The 25,838-nt window shown below is 41.9% G+C and carries 31 protein-coding genes; 12 read left to right on the plus strand and 19 right to left on the minus strand.

Features of this window, described 5'->3' with window-relative positions:
• Positions 1 to 49 precede the first annotated feature (49 nt).
• From G5S32_RS05070 to G5S32_RS05090, 5 genes are all read right to left on the minus strand, one after another.
• A complete protein-coding gene (locus G5S32_RS05070; protein ID WP_165310972.1) occupies positions 50 to 904 on the minus strand; it encodes a MurR/RpiR family transcriptional regulator in 855 nt (284 codons plus the stop codon).
• Between the two features lie 299 nt (positions 905 to 1,203).
• Positions 1,204 to 2,850 carry a pyridoxal-dependent aspartate 1-decarboxylase PanP gene (gene panP / locus G5S32_RS05075; RefSeq protein WP_165310973.1) on the minus strand — a complete coding sequence of 549 codons (1,647 nt, stop codon included), beginning with the start codon at positions 2,848 to 2,850 and terminating at the stop codon, positions 1,204 to 1,206.
• A gap of 127 nt (positions 2,851 to 2,977) precedes the next feature.
• Positions 2,978 to 3,490, minus strand: coding sequence for a hypothetical protein (locus G5S32_RS05080; protein WP_165310975.1), 513 nt, complete (start codon positions 3,488 to 3,490; stop codon positions 2,978 to 2,980).
• A 132-nt stretch (positions 3,491 to 3,622) separates the two neighbouring features.
• Positions 3,623 to 4,528 carry a LysO family transporter gene (locus G5S32_RS05085; RefSeq protein ID WP_165310977.1) on the minus strand — a complete coding sequence of 302 codons (906 nt, stop codon included), beginning with the start codon at positions 4,526 to 4,528 and terminating at the stop codon, positions 3,623 to 3,625.
• Positions 4,529 to 4,546: 18 nt separating this feature from the next.
• Positions 4,547 to 5,467, minus strand: coding sequence for an HDOD domain-containing protein (locus G5S32_RS05090; protein ID WP_165310979.1), 921 nt, complete (start codon positions 5,465 to 5,467; stop codon positions 4,547 to 4,549).
• A 373-nt stretch (positions 5,468 to 5,840) separates the two neighbouring features.
• Between G5S32_RS05090 and G5S32_RS05095 the strand changes: the two genes are divergently transcribed.
• Positions 5,841 to 6,431 (plus strand): TfoX/Sxy family DNA transformation protein, encoded by a 591-nt coding sequence (locus tag G5S32_RS05095; protein WP_165310981.1) that lies wholly within the window; start codon positions 5,841 to 5,843, stop codon positions 6,429 to 6,431.
• Between the two features lie 72 nt (positions 6,432 to 6,503).
• On the opposite strand, the gene G5S32_RS05100 is transcribed toward G5S32_RS05095, so the two are convergent.
• The 3 genes from G5S32_RS05100 to G5S32_RS05110 all read right to left on the minus strand — a co-directional run bounded on the left by G5S32_RS05100 (position 6,504) and on the right by G5S32_RS05110 (position 9,686).
• Complete coding sequence (locus tag G5S32_RS05100) at positions 6,504 to 7,046, minus strand: hypothetical protein (protein ID WP_165310983.1); 543 nt, start codon at positions 7,044 to 7,046, stop codon at positions 6,504 to 6,506.
• Between the two features lie 191 nt (positions 7,047 to 7,237).
• On the minus strand, positions 7,238 to 7,735 hold the full coding sequence (locus G5S32_RS05105; RefSeq protein WP_165310985.1) for a response regulator: 498 nt from the start codon (positions 7,733 to 7,735) through the stop codon (positions 7,238 to 7,240).
• Positions 7,736 to 7,745: 10 nt separating this feature from the next.
• Positions 7,746 to 9,686, minus strand: coding sequence for an ATP-binding protein (locus tag G5S32_RS05110; protein WP_165310987.1), 1,941 nt, complete (start codon positions 9,684 to 9,686; stop codon positions 7,746 to 7,748).
• Between the two features lie 211 nt (positions 9,687 to 9,897).
• On the opposite strand from G5S32_RS05110, the gene G5S32_RS05115 reads away from it, so the two are divergent.
• Together G5S32_RS05115 and serC are read left to right on the plus strand one after the other, a co-directional pair.
• Positions 9,898 to 11,163: a DUF945 family protein gene (locus G5S32_RS05115; RefSeq protein ID WP_165310989.1), complete on the plus strand. Its 1,266-nt coding sequence runs from the start codon at positions 9,898 to 9,900 to the stop codon at positions 11,161 to 11,163.
• Between the two features lie 138 nt (positions 11,164 to 11,301).
• Entirely contained in the window at positions 11,302 to 12,396 is a 1,095-nt protein-coding gene (gene serC / locus G5S32_RS05120; RefSeq protein WP_165310991.1) for a 3-phosphoserine/phosphohydroxythreonine transaminase, read from the plus strand.
• A gap of 87 nt (positions 12,397 to 12,483) precedes the next feature.
• Here serC and G5S32_RS05125 read toward each other — a convergent pair whose 3' ends face one another.
• From G5S32_RS05125 to G5S32_RS05175, 11 genes are all read right to left on the minus strand, one after another.
• On the minus strand, positions 12,484 to 14,835 hold the full coding sequence (locus tag G5S32_RS05125) for a YgiQ family radical SAM protein (protein WP_165310992.1): 2,352 nt from the start codon (positions 14,833 to 14,835) through the stop codon (positions 12,484 to 12,486).
• A 4-nt stretch (positions 14,836 to 14,839) separates the two neighbouring features.
• On the minus strand, positions 14,840 to 16,087 hold the full coding sequence (locus tag G5S32_RS05130; RefSeq protein WP_165310994.1) for a tyrosine-type recombinase/integrase: 1,248 nt from the start codon (positions 16,085 to 16,087) through the stop codon (positions 14,840 to 14,842).
• Positions 16,088 to 16,098: 11 nt separating this feature from the next.
• Positions 16,099 to 16,338: an excisionase family protein gene (gene xisR, locus G5S32_RS05135; protein WP_165310996.1), complete on the minus strand. Its 240-nt coding sequence runs from the start codon at positions 16,336 to 16,338 to the stop codon at positions 16,099 to 16,101.
• A gap of 76 nt (positions 16,339 to 16,414) precedes the next feature.
• Positions 16,415 to 16,936, minus strand: coding sequence for a single-stranded DNA-binding protein (locus tag G5S32_RS05140; RefSeq protein WP_165310998.1), 522 nt, complete (start codon positions 16,934 to 16,936; stop codon positions 16,415 to 16,417).
• Positions 16,936 to 17,199: a hypothetical protein gene (locus G5S32_RS05145; protein ID WP_165311000.1), complete on the minus strand. Its 264-nt coding sequence runs from the start codon at positions 17,197 to 17,199 to the stop codon at positions 16,936 to 16,938. The genes G5S32_RS05140 and G5S32_RS05145 overlap by 1 nt, the downstream gene beginning before the upstream one ends.
• A 78-nt stretch (positions 17,200 to 17,277) precedes the next feature.
• Positions 17,278 to 17,868 (minus strand): 3'-5' exoribonuclease domain-containing protein, encoded by a 591-nt coding sequence (locus G5S32_RS05150; RefSeq protein WP_165311002.1) that lies wholly within the window; start codon positions 17,866 to 17,868, stop codon positions 17,278 to 17,280.
• A gap of 49 nt (positions 17,869 to 17,917) precedes the next feature.
• Positions 17,918 to 18,736 (minus strand): DUF2303 family protein, encoded by an 819-nt coding sequence (locus G5S32_RS05155; protein WP_165311004.1) that lies wholly within the window; start codon positions 18,734 to 18,736, stop codon positions 17,918 to 17,920.
• 40 nt (positions 18,737 to 18,776) lie between these two features.
• Entirely contained in the window at positions 18,777 to 19,175 is a 399-nt protein-coding gene (locus G5S32_RS05160) for a hypothetical protein (RefSeq protein ID WP_165311006.1), read from the minus strand.
• 151 nt (positions 19,176 to 19,326) lie between these two features.
• Positions 19,327 to 19,953: a hypothetical protein gene (locus tag G5S32_RS05165; protein WP_165311008.1), complete on the minus strand. Its 627-nt coding sequence runs from the start codon at positions 19,951 to 19,953 to the stop codon at positions 19,327 to 19,329.
• 34 nt (positions 19,954 to 19,987) lie between these two features.
• Entirely contained in the window at positions 19,988 to 20,311 is a 324-nt protein-coding gene (locus G5S32_RS05170; protein ID WP_165311010.1) for a hypothetical protein, read from the minus strand.
• A gap of 18 nt (positions 20,312 to 20,329) precedes the next feature.
• On the minus strand, positions 20,330 to 21,112 hold the full coding sequence (locus G5S32_RS05175; RefSeq protein WP_165311012.1) for a LexA family transcriptional regulator: 783 nt from the start codon (positions 21,110 to 21,112) through the stop codon (positions 20,330 to 20,332).
• Positions 21,113 to 21,148: 36 nt separating this feature from the next.
• Here G5S32_RS05175 and G5S32_RS05180 point away from each other — a divergent pair, with 36 nt between their 5' ends.
• Genes G5S32_RS05180 through G5S32_RS05220 form a run of 9 tightly spaced genes read left to right on the plus strand, consistent with a single transcriptional unit; the run spans position 21,149 to position 25,664 of the window.
• On the plus strand, positions 21,149 to 21,352 hold the full coding sequence (locus G5S32_RS05180) for a helix-turn-helix domain-containing protein (protein ID WP_165311014.1): 204 nt from the start codon (positions 21,149 to 21,151) through the stop codon (positions 21,350 to 21,352).
• A 55-nt stretch (positions 21,353 to 21,407) separates the two neighbouring features.
• Positions 21,408 to 21,881: a YmfL family putative regulatory protein gene (locus G5S32_RS05185; RefSeq protein WP_165311016.1), complete on the plus strand. Its 474-nt coding sequence runs from the start codon at positions 21,408 to 21,410 to the stop codon at positions 21,879 to 21,881.
• Positions 21,878 to 22,135 (plus strand): hypothetical protein, encoded by a 258-nt coding sequence (locus tag G5S32_RS05190; protein ID WP_165311018.1) that lies wholly within the window; start codon positions 21,878 to 21,880, stop codon positions 22,133 to 22,135. Before G5S32_RS05185 ends, G5S32_RS05190 begins: the two co-directional genes overlap by 4 nt.
• Positions 22,135 to 22,296, plus strand: coding sequence for a hypothetical protein (locus G5S32_RS05195; RefSeq protein WP_165311020.1), 162 nt, complete (start codon positions 22,135 to 22,137; stop codon positions 22,294 to 22,296). The genes G5S32_RS05190 and G5S32_RS05195 overlap by 1 nt, the downstream gene beginning before the upstream one ends.
• Positions 22,289 to 22,825: a DNA methyltransferase gene (locus tag G5S32_RS05200; protein ID WP_165311022.1), complete on the plus strand. Its 537-nt coding sequence runs from the start codon at positions 22,289 to 22,291 to the stop codon at positions 22,823 to 22,825. Before G5S32_RS05195 ends, G5S32_RS05200 begins: the two co-directional genes overlap by 8 nt.
• Positions 22,810 to 23,775 carry a helix-turn-helix domain-containing protein gene (locus G5S32_RS05205; RefSeq protein ID WP_165311024.1) on the plus strand — a complete coding sequence of 322 codons (966 nt, stop codon included), beginning with the start codon at positions 22,810 to 22,812 and terminating at the stop codon, positions 23,773 to 23,775. The genes G5S32_RS05200 and G5S32_RS05205 overlap by 16 nt, the downstream gene beginning before the upstream one ends.
• The gene (locus G5S32_RS05210) at positions 23,765 to 23,968 is read left to right on the plus strand and encodes a hypothetical protein (protein WP_165311026.1); all 204 of its coding nucleotides are present in this window, start codon (positions 23,765 to 23,767) and stop codon (positions 23,966 to 23,968) included. Before G5S32_RS05205 ends, G5S32_RS05210 begins: the two co-directional genes overlap by 11 nt.
• A 2-nt stretch (positions 23,969 to 23,970) precedes the next feature.
• Positions 23,971 to 24,669 (plus strand): phage antirepressor KilAC domain-containing protein, encoded by a 699-nt coding sequence (locus G5S32_RS05215; protein ID WP_165311027.1) that lies wholly within the window; start codon positions 23,971 to 23,973, stop codon positions 24,667 to 24,669.
• Complete coding sequence (locus G5S32_RS05220; protein WP_246201038.1) at positions 24,615 to 25,664, plus strand: DUF968 domain-containing protein; 1,050 nt, start codon at positions 24,615 to 24,617, stop codon at positions 25,662 to 25,664. The genes G5S32_RS05215 and G5S32_RS05220 overlap by 55 nt, the downstream gene beginning before the upstream one ends.
• Positions 25,665 to 25,838: the final 174 nt, after the last annotated feature.

The raw sequence follows: 25,838 nt of genomic DNA on the forward strand, positions 1-25,838 counted from the left end.
CTGTTGCGCGCCAAAATATGAGGAAAAACGGAGCTTAAGCTCCGTTTTTTTAAAAATGCGATGATTTGTCGTAGCGAGAGTCTTTTAGAACTTCTTTTACTCTCTTCAAATTTTCTCGGAAGCCTGAGCCTCTGCGTAAAGTAAACCCAGTTGCTAACACATCAATGATTGTCATTTGAACAACACGGCTTGCCATTGGCATATAAACATCAGTATCTTCAGGGATTTCTAAACAGATAGATAAAGATGCCGCTTTATCAAGAGGTGAATCCTTTGCCGTAATAGCAATCACTGTCGCTCCGTTTTCACGAGCCAGATTTGCAATTTCGACTTGGCTTTTCGTTCTGCCTGTATGAGAAATAAGTACGATAACATCATTGTCCGTACAGTTAATGCAGCTCATACGTTGCATTACGATATCTTCAAAACAGCTAATCGGAATATTAAAGCGGATAAATTTGTTTTGCGCATCGCGAGCAACAGCAGAAGATGCACCTAATCCAAAGAACGAAATGCGTTTCGCCTGTGTCAGTAAGTCGACAGCGCGGTTAATTTGCATCGGCTCTAAACTGTTTTTAGCAACATCTAAGCACGCCATAGTCGATTCAAAAATCTTATGGGTGTATGCATCCGGGCCATCGTCTTCTTCAACATTACGGTTAACGTAAGGCGTTCCGTTAGCAAGGCTCTGGGCTAAATGTAATTTAAAATCAGGAAAGCCTTTAGTGTCTAAACGACGACAGAAGCGGTTTACTGTCGGTTCACTCACATCAGCCATTTTCGCTAATGTTGCAATGCTAGAGTGAATCGCTGTCTGCGGTGAAGCCATAATAACTTCCGCTACTTTACGCTCTGATTTGCTAAAGTTTTCCAGATTTTTTTGAATTTTTTCTAATGTATTCATAGTGTTCACGCAGGCATAGAGAACAACTTGTTGGTTTAATGGACCGACCATTTAAAAACAAGGAAATAACAAATTTCCTAATACCAACGCCATTATGTCAGTATAAACCTAAGCTGTAAGAATCCCGAAACGAAAAATCTACGGGATGATGAGAATATGACAAGCCTCAAACTAAAAATTAAAAAAACTACAGTTTTTAGCCGAGAATTTCCGATATAGAAGAAGATTGGTGAGCTATTGACGAAAAAGTTACAGTAAATCGAAAGTAATTTTCAATTTTACTGTAACTTTTAAAGCTTTTATGCGTTTAAGATGTTTTGTGCCATTTGCTCAATTTGGCGCATCAAGTTAGGCGCTTGTAGAACAATTTTACGTTGTTCTTCTAATACTGAATGAAGGATCTCGTGAGTGGTTAATGGGTTTGCCAAAACAACACGGAATACGATGGTATTGAGTTGATCCCAACATTTAGGATTTAACTGGGTACGTGATACGAAAGACTTACCTGTTTCACGCTGCGTTTTTTGCACAAATTTAGTTAGCTCATTGAGCAATTCATTGAGAGTCAATTTTTGTTTAGTATCAGCTTTATCTAATGCTTGTTTGATATGTGCTGGCAGATAGCGATAGGTGAGAAGGCAGAGCTCAGGTTCAGATACCAATTCAAAATCAGGTTGGGCTTTGATCAGATCAGCAAAATAGCGTGCTTTAGCAATACTTTGGTCAATTAAAAGTTCATAACCCGCTCGACTAATAATGTGCATACTTGCATACACAAGCATCGCCATCCCAGAGCGAGAACCTTCTAAAGTGTGGCTGCCTAAATCTTTCGAACCTTTACGCAAAATATATTGCGCATGGTGTTCAATTGATTTCATTGCATCAGGGTCTTTAAACAATACCATGCCAGCACCCATAGGGATGTATAGCTGCTTATGCGCATCAATAGTGACTGAGTCGGCCAATTCGATACCGTTAAGCAGGTGACGATGATTGTTTGACATTAAAGTTGCACCACCCCAAGCTGCGTCGACGTGGAAATGACAACCTTCATCGTGACAAATTTTTGCAATTTCTCTCAGTGGATCAACATTACCTGTTTCTGTGGTACCAGCGACACCAATAACCGCGAACGGTTTAATATTTTGTTGCTTAAGCTGTGCAATTTTTTCTTGTAAATCTTGTGGGCAGATACGGTTATTATCCGCAGTTTTTACCGATACCAACCCTTCTTGACCAATGCCCAAAACGTCAGCCGCTTTTTTCAAAGAGTAGTGCCCGCGTTCTGAAACAAGTACTGCCAAGCCTTCATAGCCATAATGTTTCATGGCTTTGAACAGACCTTCTTTTTCTACCCCTTTAAAGCTGCCTTGTGCTTTTAATGCTTTGTTACGTGCGACCCAAAGAGCTGTGATATTAGCGATGGTGCCACCTGAGCAAAATGCACCTAATGAGTGTTCTGCACTGTGCATCCATGAGGAGTAAAAGTTGTCATCACGACTGTAAATTAAGCGATGCAACATACCTAATACTTGGCGTTCCAGTGGCGTGAAAGCCTTAGATGTTTCAATTTTTACCAAGTTTTGGTTTAGGGCTATCATGATCTTCGAGAGCGGCATCAAGAAATAAGGCAATGCCGATGTCATATGCCCTATAAAACTTGGTGAAGCAGTATGAACAGAGTGGGACACCAAAGTATCTAGCAGATGCTGTGTATGGTCAGAGACGAATTCTGGTTGCTCGGGTATGTGAGCGTTTGAGAAATCTCTTTCGATATCTTTGAGAGATTTTTCTTCAGCAACAATATGATCTCGCAAAAATTTGTTTAGATTGCGTGAAAGTTCTTCTTCTATTTGGGTCAGGGTTGAGTCTGGACCTTCTGGTACTGTGAAGATTCGAAGTAGAGATTCGAAATTCGCATCAGCGGTTCTTTGTTCTGATACCATGTCGCGTCTATATAATAGTTGTAGTTTTAGGGTTGCAAGCGGGACAATCTAAACGAAAACGGGACTAATGTCCCGTCTTAATTCGGAAAGCCTAAGTTACGAAAATTATGGTCTAAAAACTGTGGTTTTAGTTACATTCTATTTTTTCTAGTTTCGCAATTGCATTGTTGTAACGATTAAGCGCGTTATCTATTTGTTTTGGATGGCTTAATAGTTCTGCAAAAGCTGAACGAAGTTCGTAATTTTTATCATGTGGTTTCGCTTGGCGATCATCGAAAGTGACTTTAGCAATTTTGCCTAGAGTATCACTACGTGATGCTAGAACTTTAATGTCGTGCTGATCAAGTTTCAACCAAGCTTCAACTGGCTGACTTGTTGCGACCTTAGACGCATCGTGCTCCAGATAGTAGTGCACTGCAGCACGGTTAAGTTCAAAGTGATGCTGACGCCCTTCTAGGAACCATTGGCTGACGTCTGAAAGCTCAGGATACGTCTCTGTTGTTAGTTTCGCTAGATCTTCATACCAGCCTAATGACGCATCAATATATGCATCATATTTACCAGCATAACACTGGTTATCCGAGGCGACCGCACTCAGAGATGTTGCGGTGAGAAGTAGCGTGGTTAGAAGGCGTTTCATAATTGTTCCTTTAACTTTTGTTATATTGCTGTGACTATCCATATATTGAATAGCTAGGCATTTCTTTTTTGTGTTGGGCTGACAAATTCGTCTTTTATAAGCGTTTTATAATTTACATAAATTCTCGTGTAATTAGTGCGAGAGAGATACAAAAAATAACATCAAAACTGGAACGAGCAAGCTAAGTATGAATCCACTGACTATCGCGACAGGTACACAGCGAACTCCGCCTGTTGTCTGAATCACTGGCAGTGTAAAGTCCATCGCTGTTGCACCCGCATAGCCGATGGAAGTACAAGGCATTCGGCCTATAAACATCGGGATAAGCACAAGGGATATTAGTTCGCGCAACAGTTCTATCAAGAAAGAAGCGCCACCAAATACTGGTCCGAAGGCATCACCCATTAAGATACCCGCAAGAGAGTACCATCCAAAGCCTGATGCCATGGCTAAGCCTTGGAAAAGAGATATGTCTAAAACAAATGAAGCAATCATGCCTCCTACAAGGCTGGTTACAACAATCACACTCGCGATCACCATACCGTGCTTGTTTAGCAAAATTTGACCTAAGGATAATCCACTGTTCCTTAGTTGGATTCCAATAAAGAACAGAAGAATAAATAATATCCATTCGCTGGCGGTGTCTACCCAACTCAGATCGAAGCTCAAAAGTACACCAATGACCAAACCGCCACCAACGACAAGAATCAGTTTTGCGGACTCAAGAGCCATTTTGGAAAGAGGCAGTTTTGTATGGCTGGCATCAGTCTCAAGTGGCAGAAATTTATCCACCAATGGCAAAGCGGCTAGGTTACAGCAACCAATGACCAAGAAAAATACGGCGGTGTATTTAATGATGAGCTGTAGGTTGTCGCCTAAATTATCCAAAGAGGCGAGACTTAATCCCATAAGGAACAAGATGACATAAACAAGCGACGCAGTCGCACTGTTCAGTTTTGCTAGCAAATTTTTATTGTGAATAGAGAACAGATACCCCACCACAAGTGGAGCAAAGATAAACAACATCCCTGAAAGCATACATTCCTCGAATAAGGTTTAGAAACCGCTGGCGTTTATAACCGCTCTAAGTTTTGATTTAAATTCTGCATCGCTAAGATTGCTTAGGTTATAGAGCACTTCTGCGCCAGTTGTATTGATTTCAACTTCATGTTCATCAATAGCGTCGTCTTGTTTTCTAAACATAAGCAAGTGGTTTGATATGCGTGCTACATCAAGGTAACTGACTTCGAAGGAATGTTCCACACTTTGTTTATTGCAACATACGTCTAAAAAGTCAGTATCAAACCCCCAATGCTTTAGCACTAGATGGCTAGTCTCTGAACAGCGGGAATGAAAAATTTGTAAAGCGATGTCTTGGTCTAGATAGTTGCCATTTTCCAAATAGAGATGGTATTCGTTGACCAAACAAAACAGACCGATATCGGCCAGTAGGCCAACAAGGAGCGCTTTTTCTTGCTCTAAGTAATGATACATATCAGGGTCTAGTTCTTTAAAAGCTTGTGCAACCAATACCATGGTTGCGCCAAGTTCACGCGAAACTGATGCGCTTTTCACCAATATGTTATTGCATTCCTTACTTAAGTTGAACGAGTGTTTTAGCTGTTCTATTGCTTGTGCAGTCACAATATCCCTAACTCGCATAATTCCTAAACGGGAAACAGCAGTCGTCAAATCAATGCAGGTAATGTTGCGACGATTAAATATGACTGAGTTCGCTATACGAATCACAACAGCAGCAAGACTAGGGTCATCAGCAAGACAATTTGCTACATCCGAAACCGTAGTTGACTCTTGAGATGTCATCTTTTGAATCTTCAATACAACATCTGGGATAGGAGGGAGCGTGATTTTTCCTGTACTGATGGAGGTTTCCACAAGTTTCGCAAACTCACTTTCTACTCCTTTAATAAGAAGCTGTTTGTTATCTGGAAGCCAGTAAAAGGATAAGTGATTCATAAAAATTACTAATTAGCAGAAGTAATGTGATTCTAACTTTCGCTATTGTTGATAAGCAACAGATTCCATCTAAAAGCGGCTAATTTCTTCTATTGCAAGCCAAAAATTAGATTTTGGAAGGGATTTTTAACGCTGAAATCGTTAAGAATTGCTCTATGCGAGTGATATCTCAAAAATGGTAAAAAAAAAGTAGTCGAGTGTGAGATATGTCCTGACTTAATTCGCTCCGTTAACTATGATGTGCGCATAACAAATTAGGCATCAATCAAAGTAATGATGCTTTTGCACGTAACTAATTAATTTAATTCGCTAAATTATACTGCTATCTGGTGATCTTTCTTAATCGGGGACTTTGATTAAAGGGTCTAAGACTATGGTAGAACAAACATTTTTCGATTACGTAAATAAGTTTGGCGAGAGTCAACAGCGTTCAATGTTTGGTGGTATAGGTTTATTTCAAGAGGATGCTATGTATGCTCTATTAACTAACGATTGCATATATATCAGAGGTGGAGAGGAGCTAGATGATCAGTTAACTTCATTGGGTTGCGAAAAGTTCCGTCATGTAAAGAAACAGACTGTAGCAACGGTTAACTACTATGAGATTACGGACTTATTCGATAATCGTTATGAAGGGTTAGAGGCTATTATTAGCACTTCAATAAAAAACGCAGTTTTTCAACGCGTAGATCAGAAGTCTTCATCAAATCGTCGTTTGCGTGATTTACCAAATATGCAGTTAACTCTGGAAAGAATGGTAAAGAAATCTGGTGTATGTGATGTAGATACTTTTATGAAACTAGGCGCTTCTGTTGTGTTTAACAAAGTTTGCCAAACGTACGGGAACGATATTGATATTAAGTTGCTATGGAAGTTTGCGGGAGCTATTGAAGGTATACACTGGAAGTTATTGCAAGAACCTCGTAAACGCCAGCTTTTAGAAAGTTGCCGCCGTCGAACTTGAACCTCTAAACGCTGATTAAAAAGCCGAAGTTTAATACATCGGCTTTTTATTATTCAAAAATCACGCTATTCATTAAAGTTTAAAGCGAGTAGTAAAAATGATTTGATCGCCATATACGTCGTTTAAGCGAGCTTCCGCACCGATTGAGAATAGTTCTGTTGAATGGAATCGAGCATAGAATGAACCAATCCATTCATCATTGTCATCAATCGAGACAAAGCCACCTTTACCACCAACTTCAAGTTGTGGACCTAACCATTGGCGAACACCTAAGTTCAGTTCCATACCTGTGTCTGTTGAGTGACCTTTTTCATCCTGAACACGAAATAACATTTCGCCTGTGAAATCTGCCCAGTTGTTTATTGGCGCGTGAAACCCAAAACCAGCTGCTGCTGCAAAATCACTTTCAAGCTCTGAATCAATACGAGCAACCATATGTGCATTTGGATGCACTGATTTACTTATTCCAGCACCAAAAGTCATAGGGCTTGCTCCAATACGAGCTTCAGCATAGTCATAGCTAAAATTACTCATAACTGACGGGCTGTAACGGTCTTCAGCTAAACTCTGCCCAGACGTTATAAGTAGTGCTACTGCAATGATTGTTTTACGCATAGTTACGGTAAACCTGTATTTTTATCGTTAATCCGATGGTAACAAAGTGACGTTCATTGAATTGGATAGGCATCACTTTAACTCTAGCTACATGATAAAACATTGATGCATCAAGAAACCATCAAAAAATGTCATAATTCTGTCGTTTGTTGAAACCAAGCAAATTAAGTGCCAGTTTCCTTAGTGTAAGCCTATTCACCATAATCCATTCGTTTTTCAGAAATAGCTTTGAGGATCTTTTCGGTATCCAATACTTTTACCCAAGGCATAAGATCTTTGTCATTTTCAATTACATATTGAGTAAGTTGATCTTTAACTGCTTGGCGAAGTTGATCTCCCATCCATGGTTTAGCGATGAAAAAATCTAAGCTAGCATGATTAACGGCTTCTACCGTATCATTAAGTCCCGCTTGCCCTGTTAACAATACCTTACGCGTTTTTGCCGTATCGACCTCATCATTCAGTTCAATTAAAAAGCTAATCCCAGTTTGTTCTGGCATTATGTGATCACAAAGAATAAGAGCTAAATAAACCTCTTGCTTCCGATAATCCTCAATAACAGATTTTGCTTCACTGACTGACTGAGCCGCTTCTATGATGAAATGTTCCTCAAAGCAGTCAATATCTTGAATGACGCTATCTAGTACCTCTCGTTCATCATCGACACATAAAATCATGAATTTATTCATGTTATTTTCCTTATTGTTCAGCGGTGGTGAGGAGTAGAGGAAGCCATACTCGCATATTGGTGTACTCTCCGAGTTTAGACTCAACGTCAATCCAACCATGATGCTGATGCATAATTTGTTGGCATATAGAGAGTCCAATACCTAAGCCAAAATTACCTTCGCGTTTTGTTGTGTAGTTAAGCTCAAATATTCTTTCTTTAATTTCTTCTGAAATCCCGTGTCCGTTGTCTTTGAAATTGACGACGGCATAAGTTTGCCCCTCTTTTTTTTCTATTTTGGAACTAATTTCCAATATTCCTCTTTCAGGGAAGGCGTCTATCGCATTGGAAATTAAGTTTGTCCAAACTTGCTGAAGAGCAATGGGCAGGCAGCGGACTGGAGGTATTTCTGAATACTCTTTGACTAATTTATGTAGTTTCAAGCGATTTTCGAAAATAACGAGAGTATCTTCAATTCCTTCATGAATATCGACCACGTGGAAGGTTTCGTCATCCACACGAGCGTAACCTTTTAAACTCTTTACCATATCAGTAATTCGTTGCGCACAAACTTTAATGGAGCGAAGCGTGGTGCCAGTCAGGTGATACCGTTCAAGCGATTCCAGATTCTTCAACATTGCGTCAGGATTGGATTTGGCTCCTTTAACTGATTCCTCGTCATTGTTAAGTCCTAGCTTAACCATTTTTTTAGAGAGTAGTCGATGATGTATTTTGCTTTCTAACTGTTTAGCAAGTTCGCGTTCTTCGGATGTTGACATGGGTTTTGCAATCAGAGCTGCTTTGAGCATGTGCGAACCTTGGTGATTTGTTGTTGAATCTGCATAACTATCCACAATATTCTCAATGTTACTTGAAAGAGTATCAGTACCTCTCAAAATTGCAGATACGGGATTGTTGAGCTCATGAGCAACACCAGCGACCAGTTGGCCAAGCATTGCCATTTTTTCACCTTCAATCAATTGTTGATGAGCGGATTCCAACGATTCGAGCGTTTCTTGTAGCTGTATTTTGGTGTTGATACTTCTTTGCAGACGTCTATTGAAGTGCCGTAACAGAAGGTTAGTAAATAAAGGAAGCAAACTCGTGTTGGTATGCATAACTTTTGCGAATATATCTCTGTCTAACTTGATAACTTCGGTTTTAGTCAGTGTGATTGCAGTAGAAAAAGAGCATTCGCCTGTAACAAAAGACATGCCACCGACAATGTTTCCCTTTTGATGCCTTACCACCTCTCTTTGCTGACCATGCTTATCTTTTTTGTACAGAGCTACCTCACCTTCAGTGATAAACCACAAAAAGCGATTTTCTTTTCCTTCGACAGTGAGTAAATGATCGGCAGAATAGGTCCGACATGCTTTAGTATCGTCTTGCTTTTCAAAAAATTGGTTTAGTGCGCCAATGACTTGGTCTGCAAGCTCAGAATCGGATAGTTGGTGGTACTCTGTAATGAAGCCTTGCCGGTATGAGTGCATTTTGTTGTCGATATGAGAACGTAATAACCTTTGCTGATCAAGTACGCTGCTGTAGTGAAGCGCGTTATCTTTGTCATTTTCCAACACATAGGTGGTAAGCTCTTGAACCACCGTCTTATAAAGTACGTTGTTTTGCAAAGGTTTAGTCAAGCAGTAGTCTAATCGACCCTCATTCACCGCGCTGACTATAGCCTGAATATCTTGACCACAACTGATGAGAACTTTACGTGCATTTTTGGTGTTGTCCATTCGATCTAGATGGATCAAAAAGTCTGCACCGTTTAAGTTTGCGTTATGGCTGGCGATGACTAAAGCAACTGTCTGATTCTGAGATTCTAAATACTCCAATGCCTGCTCTGCTTCTTCGAAAGAATCGGCGGTGTGCAAATCGAATTTGGTCGCGAACTCTCGCAGTTCGTGCCGCCATTGTTCGATACTAATGGGATTGTTATCTAAGCAGAGTAGGGCGTATTGATTCACGATGCTCTCATCATATTGAAATCCGACTCTATTACTTTATCAAGAGACGATAAATTGAACTGAGAGCAAGGTTTTAGAACGCCAATTTAGAGTCAACGATCATCAATACTCTGAATTTACAATTACTTTTACTGTCTTTCATTGAGCACGACCTTGAGCTCACAGAACCTTATCGGTAGACTGCATGAAACAAGTTGGGAACTTCCATATTATGAAAAAATTAAAATTAGTTGGAGCAGTTGGCGGCGCAATATCGTTAGCTTTGTGCTGGCCTTTAGCGGTAGGGCAAATTGGTCAGAATGTGATTACTGATGGTCTAAAGCATATCAGCAATGACGATATATCTGCGGCGCTGATCAGTTATGACCGTGGTTATCTATCTTCGCATGCGCAAACACGTTTTAGTGTAACTAGCCCTATTCTTAAACAGCAGATGCTAGCAGAAGGACTACCAACAGAAGTAACCGTCAACAGCGAGATTCGACATGGGTTGGTTGGTATTTCGACTATTTCTACTTTTCCTGACTATCCTGAATCGCCTTTAGTAATAAATAGCACGACGCAACTTAACGGAAACACAAGCTATTCTTCTAAACTGGATAATTGGCATTTTCGAAGTGAAGGTCCGGATTCAGTTGCTATTTCCATTCTTTCTTCTGAACTGTCTGGTACAGTGACAACACTAGGCAAAGTGAATTTCAATATTTCAATCCCTTCCATTGCATTGAATTTTGCTTCTGGCGAGAACATGTTGTTTTCTGATTTGACTGGTCAAGGTGATGGCAAACAAGACGCGGGCTTTTGGATCGGAAAGCAAAATATCACCCTCGGAAGCTTAACGGTTGACGATGGTTTGGGTACTACTCTATTCGCCGTTGACAATACCTCTTATCAGTTTGAATCGAAGTTAGATGCAGATAAATTACGGTTTACTAGCAATCACAAGCTGAATGTTGATCAATTCACATCAGAAGACGGTGAAGTTAATAATGTTCAACTGGATTTCACTTTGGGAGCTGTTGATAGCAAAGCTTTCCTAGCGCTTTCAAATATCTATCAAAGTAATCCATATTTAGGTTCTGATGATATTCAACAAGCGATGCCACACATTGATTCGTTATTTTCAAAAGGCTTCTTTATCAGCATGAGTCCATTTGCTTTGAATCTTGGCGAGGGTGAGTTTACTTCTAAAGCCACTCTGAATTTTCCAGAGGGAACGAATAACGTATCCAAAGACCCAAGTGTAATTGTGTCAGCGTTAACGGGTGGGTTAGAAGCTTTTGTTTCGAATCAATTGGTTGCTGATTATCCGATTATTCAGCAAGGTGTGGATGAATTGCTGTTGATGGAAATGATGACGCAGAATGACCAAGGTTATCAGCTTAATGCCGATATTAAAGAAGGAAATGTTGTGTTCTCAAACGGCCATAAAGTGCCACTTTTTACCTTGTTTATGTCGGCGATGATGGTGCGTTAATCCCGTCATACATCCTAAAGTCTTTGAAATTTAGATTAGTTGAAGAAAAGAGGTCGAAAGACCTCTTTTCTTGCTTTTTATCCGATGAAAAAAGTGGTATTAATCACACTCATCATCGATAGCAGGAGCAAGGAACACATGGAGCCGAAAACGGACACTGTTTATAACTTTAGTGCTGGTCCAGCAGCGTTACCAAAAGCCGTGATGGAAAAAGCACAGGCTGAATTTGTTAACTGGAACGGCATGGGCGTTTCGGTTATGGAAATTAGCCACCGCAGTAAGCCTTTTATTAAGGTGGCACAAGAAGCTGAACAGGATTTACGCGATCTTCTAAATATCCCAGACAACTATAAAGTACTATTTTGCCAAGGTGGCGCACGTGCACAATTTGCAGCAGTGCCTTTGAACCTAATGGGCAATGCAAAGAAAGCGACTTATATTGATGGTGGATACTGGGCAGAAAGCGCAGTAAATGAAGCTCAAAAATATTGTGAAACAGACGTTTTTGATGCCAAAGTACAGAAAGATGGCAAAATCGCTATTTTACCTGCGAGCGAATGGAAAATTGACCCAGAAGCGGCTTATGTTCACTTCTGTCCAAACGAAACTATTGATGGTATCGAGATCAACGATCTACCAGTAACCGATAAACCAATCGTTGCTGATATGTCGTCTACCATTCTTTCTCGTGAAATTGATGTATCGAAATACGGTGTTATCTACGCTGGTGCGCAGAAAAATATCGGTCCTGCGGGTATTTGTATCGCGATCGTGCGTGATGATTTGTTAGAACTAGCAAGTGATCTGGTACCTGGTATTTTGAATTACAAACTGTTAGCAGAACAAGATTCAATGTTCAACACACCACCAACTTACGCTTGGTATTTATCAGGTTTGGTATTTAAGTGGTTGAAAGAACAGGGTGGCGTAAAAGCGATTGAGAAAATCAACCGCGAAAAAGCAGCTCTGCTGTACGATTACGTAGATTCGTCAGATTTCTACCGTAATGGTATTCATCCAAATAACCGTTCTCTAATGAATGTGCCATTCCAATTAGCGAAGCCTGAATTAGACGGTACCTTCCTAGAGTTGGCTGAAGCTCGTGGTTTAACGTCGTTAAAAGGTCACCGTGTTGTTGGCGGTATGCGTGCGTCGATCTATAACGCAATGACTCTTGAAGGTGTCCAAGCACTTGTTTCGTTTATGAAAGAGTTCGAAGCGCAGTACGCTTAATTCGCTAAACTGTTTTGACAAATAATTCAGTTAATAGAAAGCGCAGCCTGAGCTGCGCTTTTTTATGCTTTGCGATTAACAAACGCTCTATTGCGTTCGTTGAGAAGGTCGGCTTTGACCTTTACCTTTGTTCGTATTTGGTCGAGCGCTGCTTTGTGGGCGAGCATTTCCTTGAGCGCGACTGCTGCCTTGTGAATTACTAGTACCTTGTGAACTGCCGTAGGAACCTTTTGCACCTGATTTGCTGTTGCCCGATGCTTTGTTTCCGCGTGGATTATCGCCACGATTATTTTCTTTACGGCTATTTTCACCACGACCGCTATCACCACGCAGTGCATCAAAACCTGGTTGAGATTTAGTATGCTTTGTCGCGAATCGGTTTGAACCATGACGACCAGATTTACGACGTTGCGCAGGTGTGAGCTTGTCGCTGTCTTCCGAAGGCACCAAACAGCCCGGTTTATCACCGATAAGGTGTTTTTTACCCATGTTAATCAACGCTTCGCGGATCAACGGCCAATTTAGTGGGTCGTGATAACGAAGCAGAGCTTTGTGCAAACGTCTTTGACGGTCACCTTTTGGTACCGTGACGTCTTCACGTTTTTTATACTTCACGCGTTTTAGCGGGTTCACTTCAGAGTGATACATCGCCGTTGCATTACACATTGGTGATGGGTAGAAGTTCTGTACTTGGTCACACTCGTAATCACGACTTTTTAGCCAGAGTGCCAAGTTCACCATGTCTTCATCTTCAGTACCTGGGTGTGCAGAGATGAAATAAGGAATAAGGTATTGTTTCTTGCCTGCTTCCGCACTGTATTTATCAAATAGCTCTTTAAAGCGGTCAAATGTTCCCATACCGGGCTTCATCATCAGATCCAGAGGGTTCTTTTCCGTATGTTCAGGAGCAATCTTCAGATAACCACCTACGTGGTGAGTCACAAGCTCTTTCACGTATTCTGGAGATTCAATAGCTAAGTCGTAACGAACGCCAGACGCGATCATCACTTTCTTAATGCCTTCCACTTTACGCGCTTCACGATACAAATCGATAGTGTGCTTGTGGTCTGTATTCAACTTATGACAGATACCAGGGAAAACACATGAAGGACGACGACAGTTTGCTTCCGCCTTAGGATCCGAGCAACCTAAACGGTACATGTTGGCTGTTGGTCCGCCGAGATCCGAAATCGTGCCAGTAAAGCCCGGTACTTTATCGCGAATCTCTTTTAGTTCGTTGATGATAGATTCTTTTGAGCGGTTCTGAATGATTCGTCCTTCGTGCTCTGTAATTGAACAGAAAGAACAGCCACCAAAACAGCCACGCATAATGTTGACTGACGTTTTAATCATGTCATACGCAGGAATCTTATCTTTGCCGTATTTAGGGTGAGGCACACGTGCGTAAGGTAAATCAAACACATAGTCCATTTCTTCTGTAGTTAATGGAATCGGAGCTTGGTTTACCCATAGTTCGCGGTTGCCGTGGCTTTGAATCAGTGCACGACCAGAGTACGGGTTTGTTTCTAAATGCAGTACGCGGCTTGCGTGAGCATAAAGAATACGGTCATTCAGTAACTTCTCATACGAAGGCAGACGTACAGCAGTTGTTTTCGCATCATGACGGGAAGGGCGAACCGTAATCGGTTTTGCTTCTTCTTCGTCTTTTTTGGTTTCACACTGCGTTTCAATTTCGTACGGGTTTGTTGGTACAAATGGCGTACTTGGTTTATCAATGCGTGATGAGTCAATGACTTTGAAGCCTTCTGGTACGGCAGCAAGGTTGACCGCTGTGCCACGGACATTAATCAGATCGCTAATGGACTCACCATCAGCTAATCGGTGTGCCACTTCTACCAGAGCGCGTTCTGCGTTACCAAACAAAAGAATGTCGGCTTTCGCATCAAACAGTACTGAACGACGAACTTTGTCAGACCAATAGTCATAGTGAGAAACACGGCGAAGGCTAGCTTCAATACCACCTAGAACAATAGGTACATCTTTATACGCTTCACGGCAGCGTTGAGAGTAAACCAAGGTTGCGCGATCAGGGCGTTTGCCGCCTTCATTATTTGGCGTGTAAGCATCATCATGGCGCAACTTTCTATCTGATGTGTAACGGTTGATCATGGAGTCCATGTTACCTGCTGTTACGCCGAAGAAGAGATTTGGTTTGCCTAACGCCATAAATGCGTCTTTGTTCTGCCATTCTGGCTGCGCAATGATACCGACGCGGAAACCTTGAGCTTCTAACAGACGTCCGATAATTGCCATACCAAAACTTGGGTGATCAACATAAGCATCACCAGTCACAATAATAATGTCACAGCTATCCCATCCAAGCGCATCCATCTCTTTACGACTGGTAGGTAAAAAGCGTGCCGTACCGAAGCATTCTGCCCAGTACTTTTTGTGTTCAAAAATTTTAGGTGTATTCATATAGTTAAGTCTTGCTCACTTTACTTAGGGGCACATTGGGGGCATTTTGACCGTATTTATTATTTAGCATGTCCAGCTGATTTTGTGTGTGGTCGCTTACCCAATCACCGTATGTTTGGTAAACCTCTTTCGCACTCGAATGGCCCATTTGTTTCGCAATGAACGTTGGGTTTGCCCCCGCAGATAGCATCCAGCAAGCGTAGGTATGGCGCGTCTGATATGGACGTCGATAGGTGATCTTCGCCCGTTTACATATGGCTGTCCATTTCTCCCAAATACTCACATGATGATAGTAACGATTATTCGTTTCATACCTTGATGTAATACTAGGCGAAAAAACAGGCCGAATAAAATAGCGGTGGAGTTTACCATGTTCTCGCTGAAGTACATCAATTTCTATTGCAGGTAACATAAAAGTTAATGCTTTTTGTTTTCTCAGTGCATCAACGGCTGGTTCCAGCAAGTTCACAACCCTTTCACCAGACACGGTTTTAGGTCGCTTAAAGAAACCTTCTAAGGCTAAGTTTCTGCAGACCGTAATCGTCTTTTTATCTAGATCGATATCTTCCCAGGCTAACGCCATAAGTTCACCGTGGCGAAGACCTGAATAGACTGCCAATTGCCAGAAGTTTTCATCTTGCTGGTGGGGACAAGCTGCGATAACCCTTCCAAACTCTTCCTCTGTTAACGGATTCGGTCTTTTCTTCTGAATCTTCAGTTCCTTTATTCCTGTCAATAAACGTTGATCAACGTAACCAGTATTAATAGCAAAACCAAAAACGCCTTTAATTGTTCGCATGTAGGTGTTTACCGTTGAGGCCGAGCAGGTTTCAGTAAACTTTTTCCTCAGATTGAGTAAATCTGATTGAGTCACACTACTCACAATCTGATCACCATTCATATTCCATAGCACCTGTTTGATTCTTTGTTTGTAGTTCTTCAGTGTTGAAGGTGTTACTTCAATAGATTTTAGGTTTAACCATTCATCGAACAGTTGTGACATTGTGATGCTATTGGCTACTGGTTGGAATGTTGCTGCATGCTTGGATTCTGGAAACCATTCGTGATAAGCAAAGCTGCCAGTGCGGATAGCATGACAAACTGAAACGCGGCGTTCTGCAGCAATACGAATGTTTTTGGGAGTAGGGGGACACTTCAAAGATTCTCTGTAGCGATCCCCTTTATAGATAAACCAAATACGCAACATGCCAGAATGAATTTCAACGCCAGTGGGGAGTTTCTTTGGCGGCATGTTGTTCTCCATTAGTGTTGTGGGTAAGAGTCAATCCACTTGTTGATCTCTGGAATGTTATAAACAATTTTTGCTTTTTTCAGTGAAGCCTCTCCACTGGTACCAATCCTTCGGTAATGTTTGCCCTGCATCCATACCCGGTTGCGATAGTTGTTGAGGGCGGTATCTGTCCAGCCAAACATGGCGAGTACGATATCCTCTCCAACCCATTTCATGTTTGCAGGATCAATAGAAACGGTAGTTGCACCCATAACGTTTATTCCTATTGTTCTATTTGTAAAACTCTTAGCAACCACCAAACCAACATAGCTTTGGTGGTTGACACCATTAAACGCACAGACTAAGTGAGCGATGCGGTTTAAACATTGGAACCAGAGGGATATCATCATCGAAATCCATAGGTGGTTCATTATATTGAGGCGGCGGTGGTGCATGGTGTGGCGATTGATTTCCCAGACTACTAATTGGTTGTTGAGATTGCCCCCATCCTTGGTCGCGTTTACTACCTAGCATTTGCATCACTCCGTTGTATCCCTGAACTACAACCTCTGTTGAAAATCGATCTTGTCCTGATTGGTCCTGCCATTTACGAGTTTGTAGCTGACCTTCGATGTAGACTTGCGAACCTTTTCTTAAGTGTTCACCAGCGACTTCAGCAAGCTTTCCGTACAGGGTTACTCGGTGCCACTCTGTTTTTTCGCGTTGCTGACCTGACGATTTATCTCGCCACGTTTCGCTGGTGGCTATAGTGATGTTGGCAACAGCTCCACCAGAAGGCATATAACGCACCTCTGGATCACTGCCTAAGTTTCCTACTAGGATGACTTTGTTTACTCCACGGCTAGCCATTACTTAGCTCCACCATGGTAAGGGTTAAAGCTCAGGTTCTTACGGCCACCTTTTGATTCATCGTTGTTACGAAAATAAAATGCTGAACCTACCACTGGCTCATTTTCCATAATTGCGGCCATTTCCTGTTGAAACTGCAAATCGCTCATACGCTGCGTAATTGATGGGTTCTTAGGTGGTTCTTTTGGTGAACGAATGCCAACAGGACGAAGCTCCATAACACCATCTACTGCTTTATTGATCTCTTCTTGCGTCATACTCACCGTTATTTCTCCATGCTGAATAAATGACATAGCCAAGGCTAAATAGGGCACAAAGCCCTAAATAAGCGATTAGTGCTTTCACTGGTGGTTTTCCATTAGTGTCAGCATGGTAAGGGTGTCTTTAGCGGCATCATGTAGAGCATGGTGTTTGATGAACCCCTCTGGGTTATGTTCGATTACATAACCATTGCGAGTTTTCGCTAGCGTATCAATAACAGTGCGGATGCAGCGGAAGCGGTTGTATAGCCATGGTCTTGTGATAAGGCACTGTTTAAAAGCGTGCTCTAGAATTCCACCATCAAAGTCATAACCTCGGCAGAATATTTGCCCACCATCTTTTTGAAGAGGCGAAACGTATTTGACTAGATGGTGGTTAATACGATGAAGAGCTTCTTCGATATGAGTGTCTAGTTCTGAACTAGGCTCTAAAACATGACGTGCTTGTTGACCTTGTTCATTCCACCAGCGAACTGTGGATTGAGACTCAGTAAAGCTATCAGGAAAACTACTCATATCTATTTTGATATAAAGGCTAGCTTCGCGTTCACACAGTTCTTGGAAGCTTACTTGCTCTCCCCAATTCCAAGGAACGATACCGATACTAAGAATTTTTGCCGTTTTCTCAGTATCCAGTGTTTCCAAATCAATAGTGACGTTTTCGAAATACATAAAATTTCCTCGCAAGATGCGCCCTTTTCGCAAGGGCACGAATAATGAATTAAGAAGAAAACGAGCCGATAAAGGTGCTAATCTCGATACCTTCAGAGACAAATTCAGCCCCTAGGTTGTCTTTGAACTGTTCACTCATCTCTTCTTCGTGCTGTTCTAGCTTCTTGATACGAAGAATTAGCGTTTCATTGCCGATGGTGCTCATACGCATTTCGAATGAACGCTCTGGTAAGCCTAGGTATGGCTCACAAGTGAATTTGAAAACAGCCGGCATTGGGAATTCTTCTTTAGTACGCACAGCAATTGATTCGTACTCAGATTGGCTTTGGCTGAAATCACCAACATTTGACTCGCGGCCTGTTTTAGCTTCGAATTTCATATTACGAATAGCTGCTGATGCCACCGAGTTCTCGATAACTTCTCCATCGGTAGAAAACACCTGAAGAAATTCACTGTAATCCTCTACCCATTCAGCCAGTTTCTTTTGACTAAGGCGTTCATCATTGATGCTTAGCACCGCCTTAAACGCTGCGGTTTTACGTAAAGTAAGTTTTGCTTGATGTTTGCAGTGACCTGGTGACTTGTGAGTACCAAGGTCAAAGATGGTGATTGCCGACATATGATCAGCGTTGATGAAACATTGATTACCTTCGGTTTGGTAGTCTTCGTGATAGCGTACAAATTCATCGATGTTGGCAGTACTCATCACACCGCGAAACTGATTGCGATTAGGCATGTACACTTCTAAGTCATGAACTTCAAATGACTGAGGTAGAGCAGCGATAGGGAAGCCTGCTTTTTGAAGCTGATTTAAGAACTCAGGTACATTAGCTAATTCCTGAATTTGCTGGATTGCGGATTTATCCATGTGAATTTTCTCTCTTGATTACGTTGATGGATTAATGGGATTAACGTACGCGGACTTCGCGAAGCTGACCTTCCTCAATGGTGGTCTGACCGTGAATATCTTCTTTCGGGCGGTCGTAGGAAAGTTTGCCGCCTTTGCCTACATATGCGATTGAGGTGTATTGGAAGTCTTCTGACTTGGTACCAAAACCCGATTTAGGCTCTTTCACGCTTAGGTTTGCCGTGATTTCTACCATTTCGTTGTTGGTGCCCATAGGTTTTAGCTTTAGGTCTATCTTCACGTTGCCCTGCTTATCGCTGTAAGAAGCAGCACGAGCAACGTTAGAAAGAGCTAAGCCAACGACATTGGAGATAACTCCACCGTCAAGTTCTTGCATGAGTTTAGGGAAGTTGGTAGTACGGTCCTCAAGGCTGAGGTTTCCCGCTTCTTGTTTAGACATGTGTTTTCCTCGCTGTTAGTTCGTGAACTAAATGAACGAGATAAATGTACCATAAGTACATTTATTGTAAAGAACTAAAAGTTCATTTTATAATTATGTGAACTTAGGAATAATTAAGCCGCCATATAGGCGGCTATTAGAAAATTAGTATTTAATTAACTTTTTGTTCAGTGAGGAACTTTTCAAATCCTGCTTTTGCCCAAGCATACGGGTATTCGTTGTAAACTGACATGGCGGTTTGTGGTGGTTCAAGCCGCTCCTCCCAGTATGTGTGAAGAAGCTCTACTCTAACGATAACCTTCTGAGCTTTAATTAATTGCCACAGCTCATTTCTCGAAATCCAGAACTGTTTAAGTGTTCGATTGTAAGAAAAAGTAGAACGGGCAACTGTAGAACTTAGCGTTCTCGTTTCCTTGTTTATTACACCATATTCTTTTTCATCTACAGGCTTCAAATAAACAATGTCCCCATCGATATTCAGTCCGAGAGGTGCACTTGGTTCAAAGTTTTTTGCTTCAGCCCACTCCGCCACCAAGAGATATTTATCCTTGGGTAACTTGGTATTCCAATGTAGCCCCAATCTAAACAAGCTAGATGCATCGTTTAAATAAGCTGGTTCCAAACTGATTTCAGTTTCTCCATTAAACTGAGACACATTCTTTGTTATGTATCCAGGCATACCTAACTGGTTATATGATTCCTTCATATTGGTATTTACACAGCCAGACAGTAGCAATAATAAGGAGGCAATAATGGAGTTTTGTTTTATTTTCTTCATGAAAACAACTGCTTCTATTAGTTTGCATACAACGTCAATAAGATTCGGAAGTAATTCCTTCTAATGAATGGAACTTACAGTCACCCTTGGTCTCGTATTCAATACCATAGCGATCTTTCGGTTCTTTTCTAATAACTACTGTTACCATCTCTGAGGCTTTGCTAGGGCAGTGGCCTTTAATCTTTTTATACTCTTGTGCATAATGCTCTAAAGCATTAGTGTCAGCATGTTCTTTGCCTTCTGCTATTATTAGCTGTTCTTTTTGTAGTTGTGCTTGTTTCAGTGAGTTATAAATGAAAGGGCTTGCAATCACAGATGCTCCAATGATTAGTGCGCCAACTATAATTGACTTATTCATTTGTTTCCTTGTTTACGGTTATAACATAACCGAGTACCAGAATACTCTTCCAACAATTGTTATTTTTTGTTCTTGCATCTGCTGATCTGTGTATTCCCTTGGCGGGTATTCAGCTTCGTTAAAGCTGTATATGCGGATACCACCACCAGGTAAGCGATATAGTTTTTTTATGAAAAGTTCTTCGTTGTGATTAATTGCGAAAATCTTTCCTTCCACTAGTGCTTTGTTTCCACAGTCGATACCAACAGTTGAACCATCGGGTAGAACTGGTTCCATACTATTGCCATGAACTGCAACGCAAACTGCATTTTCTGGCGCTACGTTATAGCGTCGAAGCGTCGAACGGGCAAATCGTAAGCGGAAGCCATTATCTTGCTCCAAATTATTAACGAATCCATTGCCTGCCGAAAGCTTAATTTCTGAAAGGAAAGGTACTGCAACTTCATCTTCACCGAGCGGTGTTTGACTATCCCATGTCTGCATGTTTCCAAGGATTTCAGCATTACCTTTTGGTACTTGCTCTTCTCTACCATATTGTAGCCAATACAAGCTCACGCCCAAATAATCAGCTAGTTCAGCCATCTTATTCTGACGTGGCATGGACTCTGCGTTTAACCATTTGCTTACAGCTTTAGGTGTTACGTCTAGCTTTCTCGCAAGGATTACTCCGCGGCCGTGTTCTTCAATCCCTGCTTGATTACAGGCCTGTGCAAGCCTGAGGGAGAAGTTAGATCGCACATTTTCACTATGAACCATAGGTTCAATAATAAAGCCTCTTGCATGTACTATCAGTTCCGTCATAATATGTACCAAATGTTCATTTTTTAAGGTTTGAGTATGTTAAAAGAGGCGATCAGTTCAATTGGTTCTCAAAAAATTGCTGAGCGATGTCATGTCAGTGTCCGTGCAGTTTACAAATGGAGTGAGAAAGGTGTTCTACCAAGAACCGAATACACAGGCGAAACCAACTACGCAGAACAAATAGAGGAGCTATCAAATGGTCAATACAAGAAAGACCAACTACTGAACATACCTCGATAAGTTAATTCTTCCAGAAATTTTGGAAATGTATAACCACCAAACCAAGGAGTAATTAGTGGAAGCACAAGCTGAAATTCATATAGGGCTGAGAACTGCAGTTAAAGACTCTGAGCGCTTTGTTCAAGGAACTCGCGGGACGGTAGCTGCCAATCTGGGCTATTCGTATGACCAGTACAACAACCGTTTGAAGATGAATAAAGGCACGAAGTTTTTCTCTTTAGAAGAGCTGGTGGACATTGTTGACTTCACACAGTCGCCATGTATCGCTGCGTTTTTTGCAGATAGAGCAGGTTTTATGGTTGTTGAAAAACCTCTGCTGGGCAAGCTAGACAACGTTGATATGTTTGACTGTCACTTACACCTTAATGCAGTGAAAGGGCTTTTGGACAAAACCATTGAAGAAGCGAAGGCTGATGGAGTGTTTGACGAGAAAGAACGCAAAGACATTGCTCAATTGAAACGTGAGTATCAGACAACGTTCGAAGCCTTCATGTTAAAGCTCGATGCATTATATGCGGAGGAACGATGAGAACTGAATCATTTTGGGAAACCGTGAACCAAATGTCTTTGATGACAGTTAATACCTGTCGAGTAGCTTTAAATCAAGGGCAGAACACTGACACGTTTGAGCGAGAACAAATCCAGTTCTTGAAAGAAAAGTGCGAGCGTCATTTACGTGTATTGGATGATGAGAGTGAGTTGGCTTTAAACCGCGGCAACGGTCTAAAGCCGAGTGAAACGTCTTGCGAGGAAATTTCACATACCACTTCGGAGAAGCAGTAATGGAAAGAATAACACTCAACTATTCAATATGGTACCACCAAAACGAGTTCTACAAGGTGGAAAAGGGCCAGAGCACAAAGTTGACTCATGAAGAACTGGCCGATTTGTATGAAGCGCAGCGTTTATATGTAGCAGCGGTTTATGGGGGAATTCATGCCTAAAGAACGTATCGAGAGAGATTTCTATCCAACGCCTTCTTGGTGCGTAAAAGCATTACTGAACTGTATTGAGTTTCGTGAAAGTGATGTGATTGCAGAGCCTTGTCGTGGTGATGGTCGTGTAACCAATGAACTTCCAAGCGGGCATATCATTAAGTATGCAGAATTAGCTGAAGGGATTGATTACTTAAATCCGAGTAAAGATATGTCGGCAGATGTGATTATCACGAACCCACCGTTTAGTTTGGCGTTAGAGTTTATTGCTACGGCTATGACGAGAGATTTAGCGCAAGACGGAACTATGTGTTTTCTTCTTCGTCTGTCGATGCTTGGCAGTAAACAGCGAGCTGACTTCTGGCGTTCTTTCCCTTGGACAAACCTACTTATTCTCACTCCTAGACCATCGTTCGTACATGGCGCGACTGATAACGCTGAATACGCGTGGATTTGTTGGGATAGAGGGAACCGTATTAAGCGTCCTGCATTTTGGACTCTGAAGAAAGATGAGGTTGAAGTATGTCCGTCAAAGTAATGAGTTATGTGTGGGACATTCCGTTGTTCAAAGGCTCTGACAAATTGGTGATGCTTTGCCTTGCTGATCATGCAGATGATAACGGTGTTTGCTGGCCGTCTATTGATACGATTGCTCGTAAGTCTGGTGTTTCTCCAACTACTGTTAAATCAACACTTAAGAAGCTGGAAGCGAGTGGTTGGCTATTCAAAAAGAATCAATTCAAAAAGGCTGAAACAGGTCGCTTAGTTCGTTCAAACAATCAGTATCAATTACCAGTATTGCTGCTGAAAAAGAAAGCAGATGAACAGACGGATTTTGAACAGTCGAATTTCGTCCATTCGAAAATCGAACGTTCGAATCTCGAACAGACGAAAGAACCTGATGTGGTAGGTCAAATTTCGACGGGGGGTAGGGCGGAATCCGACCATAAACCATCAATAGATCCACCAATAGAACCATCAGTTAAAGATCTTGTTCCGAGCCAGCTCGAAACCGAAAAGCCGCATGATCCGGTTTTGTTTCAAATTCCTCTCAAAGGGAAGAGCGCGATTCATCAGGTAACGCAGTCTCAGTTGTTTGAGCTTAGAGAGCTCTACCCTGCGGTAGATGTGGTTCAGCAATTACGAAACATGATTGGTTGGTGCAAAGCGAATCCTACTCGCCAAAAGACGGCTCAAGGGATTATGCGATTTATCCACTCTTGGCTTTGCAAAGAGCAAGACAAGGGTTATGGGGCGGCGCCGCAAACACAGCAACCGAAAGCTACGGATGATCGTGATGTTCTTAAGCGCAAGATTCGTGAATTGGAGATGGATATCAATAACGAGAATGCAGCTTTACTCTCGTTCCAACAGCGCAAATCACCGGTCTCTCAAGATGCTGCCAAATCTTCTCAGCGTAAGTTGAATGAAATGATGGCTATGCGGGAACAGTTGGTGGAGGAGCTAGGGAGGCTAGATGGCGAGTGAGAAGGATCTTGTTACTTTGATGAAGTCACGTAAACGCCTTTGGAAGCCGTGTGAATTATGTCTGTCGCTAGGCATTACGGTGTGTCAGCTGGTGAGGTTGGTTGAAAGGGCAAGGAACTCAGGTACCGCATTGAAGCTAGAGAACGGTGAGCATACTGGGTTTACAAGTAAGTATTGGTTAGTTGAGGGATGAGCATGTTTGAACTAAGTACCCAAACTGAAATGAAGATGAGCAGCCGTGAAATTGCGGAGTTGACCAAGAAAGACCACAAGAACGTTCTACGTGTCATTCGCTCATTGATTGATGGTCATGTTTTAGTCGCTCAAATTGAGCCACTAAAATTTGAGTATCGAGGACAACTGTTCGATTACTACGAATTAGGCAAGCGAGATTCGTTGGTTGTTGTTGCTCGACTTTCTCCAGAATTCACTGCTGCAGTTGTTGATCGTTGGCAGGAACTCGAAAAAAGAAATCAGGTTGTTGTGCCGGCTACTTTTGCTGAAGCACTTCAACTTGCAGCTAACCAGGCTAAAGAACTTGAAGCGAAGAATCAGCAGTTAGCGATAGCAGCTCCAAAGGCTGAATTTGCTGATGCTGTTGCTGGTGCGGATAAAGGCGTTCTCATCGGGCAGTTTGCGAAGACGGTTGGCGTGGGGCCTGTAACGATATTCAGAATTTTGCGAGAGCTGAAAATATTTATGAGCCGAGGCAGCTCTTACAATTTGCCGTATCAAGAGTTTGTTGAGCGTGGTTACTTTACCGTTAAGCAAGGTACCTACGAAACCAATTCAGAAACCAGAATTAGCCATACCGCAATGATCACAGGGAAAGGAGAGATATGGCTACGGAAGAAGTTGATAGACACTGGGCATTTAAGGGCGGTAGCTGCGTGATAATTCTTCAGCCATTTTTACAACCTGATCTTGGTTTAATGATGTTTAAGCCTGGCAAAACTCTGTTGAGCGAGTTGGTAAAGATGAGCCAAGGGAACCGGCTCATTGTTATGCCTCTACCCGAAGAGTTGGTTAATGTACCAAGCGGCAAAGTTAGCCGTTCGGTGATTCCGGATAGTTCAAAATCGCTAGTGGACGATATACGTTTACTCGAGTTCTTTAACCATATTGATGTTCAAAAGCGACTTGGTAGCTTTAAGCATTGGTTAGAGCGCATCCCACATTGCCAACTTTCAGATGGAGAGTATTGTGACAAAAACTTAACCGTCCTCGATAATGCCGTTCGTGTTTGTTGGCATCATGACAACCAAGAACGAAAAAGCAGGAGTATTGAAACGGAATCCATTGCTCAACGTAATGTGCTTGTTTGGGGATTGGAAAGTGTGAGGTCTCAGCTTCGGTTGGATAGGCATATCTCATTACCTGAGCTTTGCTGGTGGAGTGTCGTGAATGGTGTTTACGAACACTTGCCACAATCGATAGTTGATGATGTGTTTGGTGTGAAGAAAAAGCCAGATACCAACGGGTTAGTTATCCGCAGAGAAAGCGATGAACGTTTCGAATTGAACTCAAAAGCGATTCTGAAAGAACGTGCCGGTGCAGTTAAGTTGATTGTTGATGACGAGCCACCAGCTATGTTCATGTCCAGACCGAAAGAGATTACCTGGCAAAGTGAAAGGTACTTAAAGTTCGTCCGTTCTCTGCCATGCGTAGTGACTGGAAAAACAGAGGGGGTAGTGGCTCATCACTTAATCGGTCACGGAGAGGGGAAGATGGGTGCTAAAACTCACGACCTTTTCACTATGCCCCTAAATGCAGACGAGCACCGAAAGTTTCACGATGATCCAAAAGGTTGGGAATCTAAGCATGGTTCTCAGTTGTTTTATGTGAAGCAGACGATTAAGAAGGCGTTGGAATTGGGGGCGTTGAGTTAATTTCTCTACGCTAATAACCCCTCATATAGTTCGATAACGTTTAATTCTTTTTATGCCCATTACCTACTTTTCAAATTGTGAGTAGTTTATACAGATACTTTCTATATTTGATCAATGTCTAATACTCATAACTCTTAAATAAAACAATGTTTTATGCCTATTATTAAATGTGCA

Origin of the sequence: Vibrio ziniensis (assembly GCF_011064285.1) — a bacterium.
Taxonomy (GTDB): Bacteria; Pseudomonadota; Gammaproteobacteria; order Enterobacterales; family Vibrionaceae; genus Vibrio; species Vibrio ziniensis.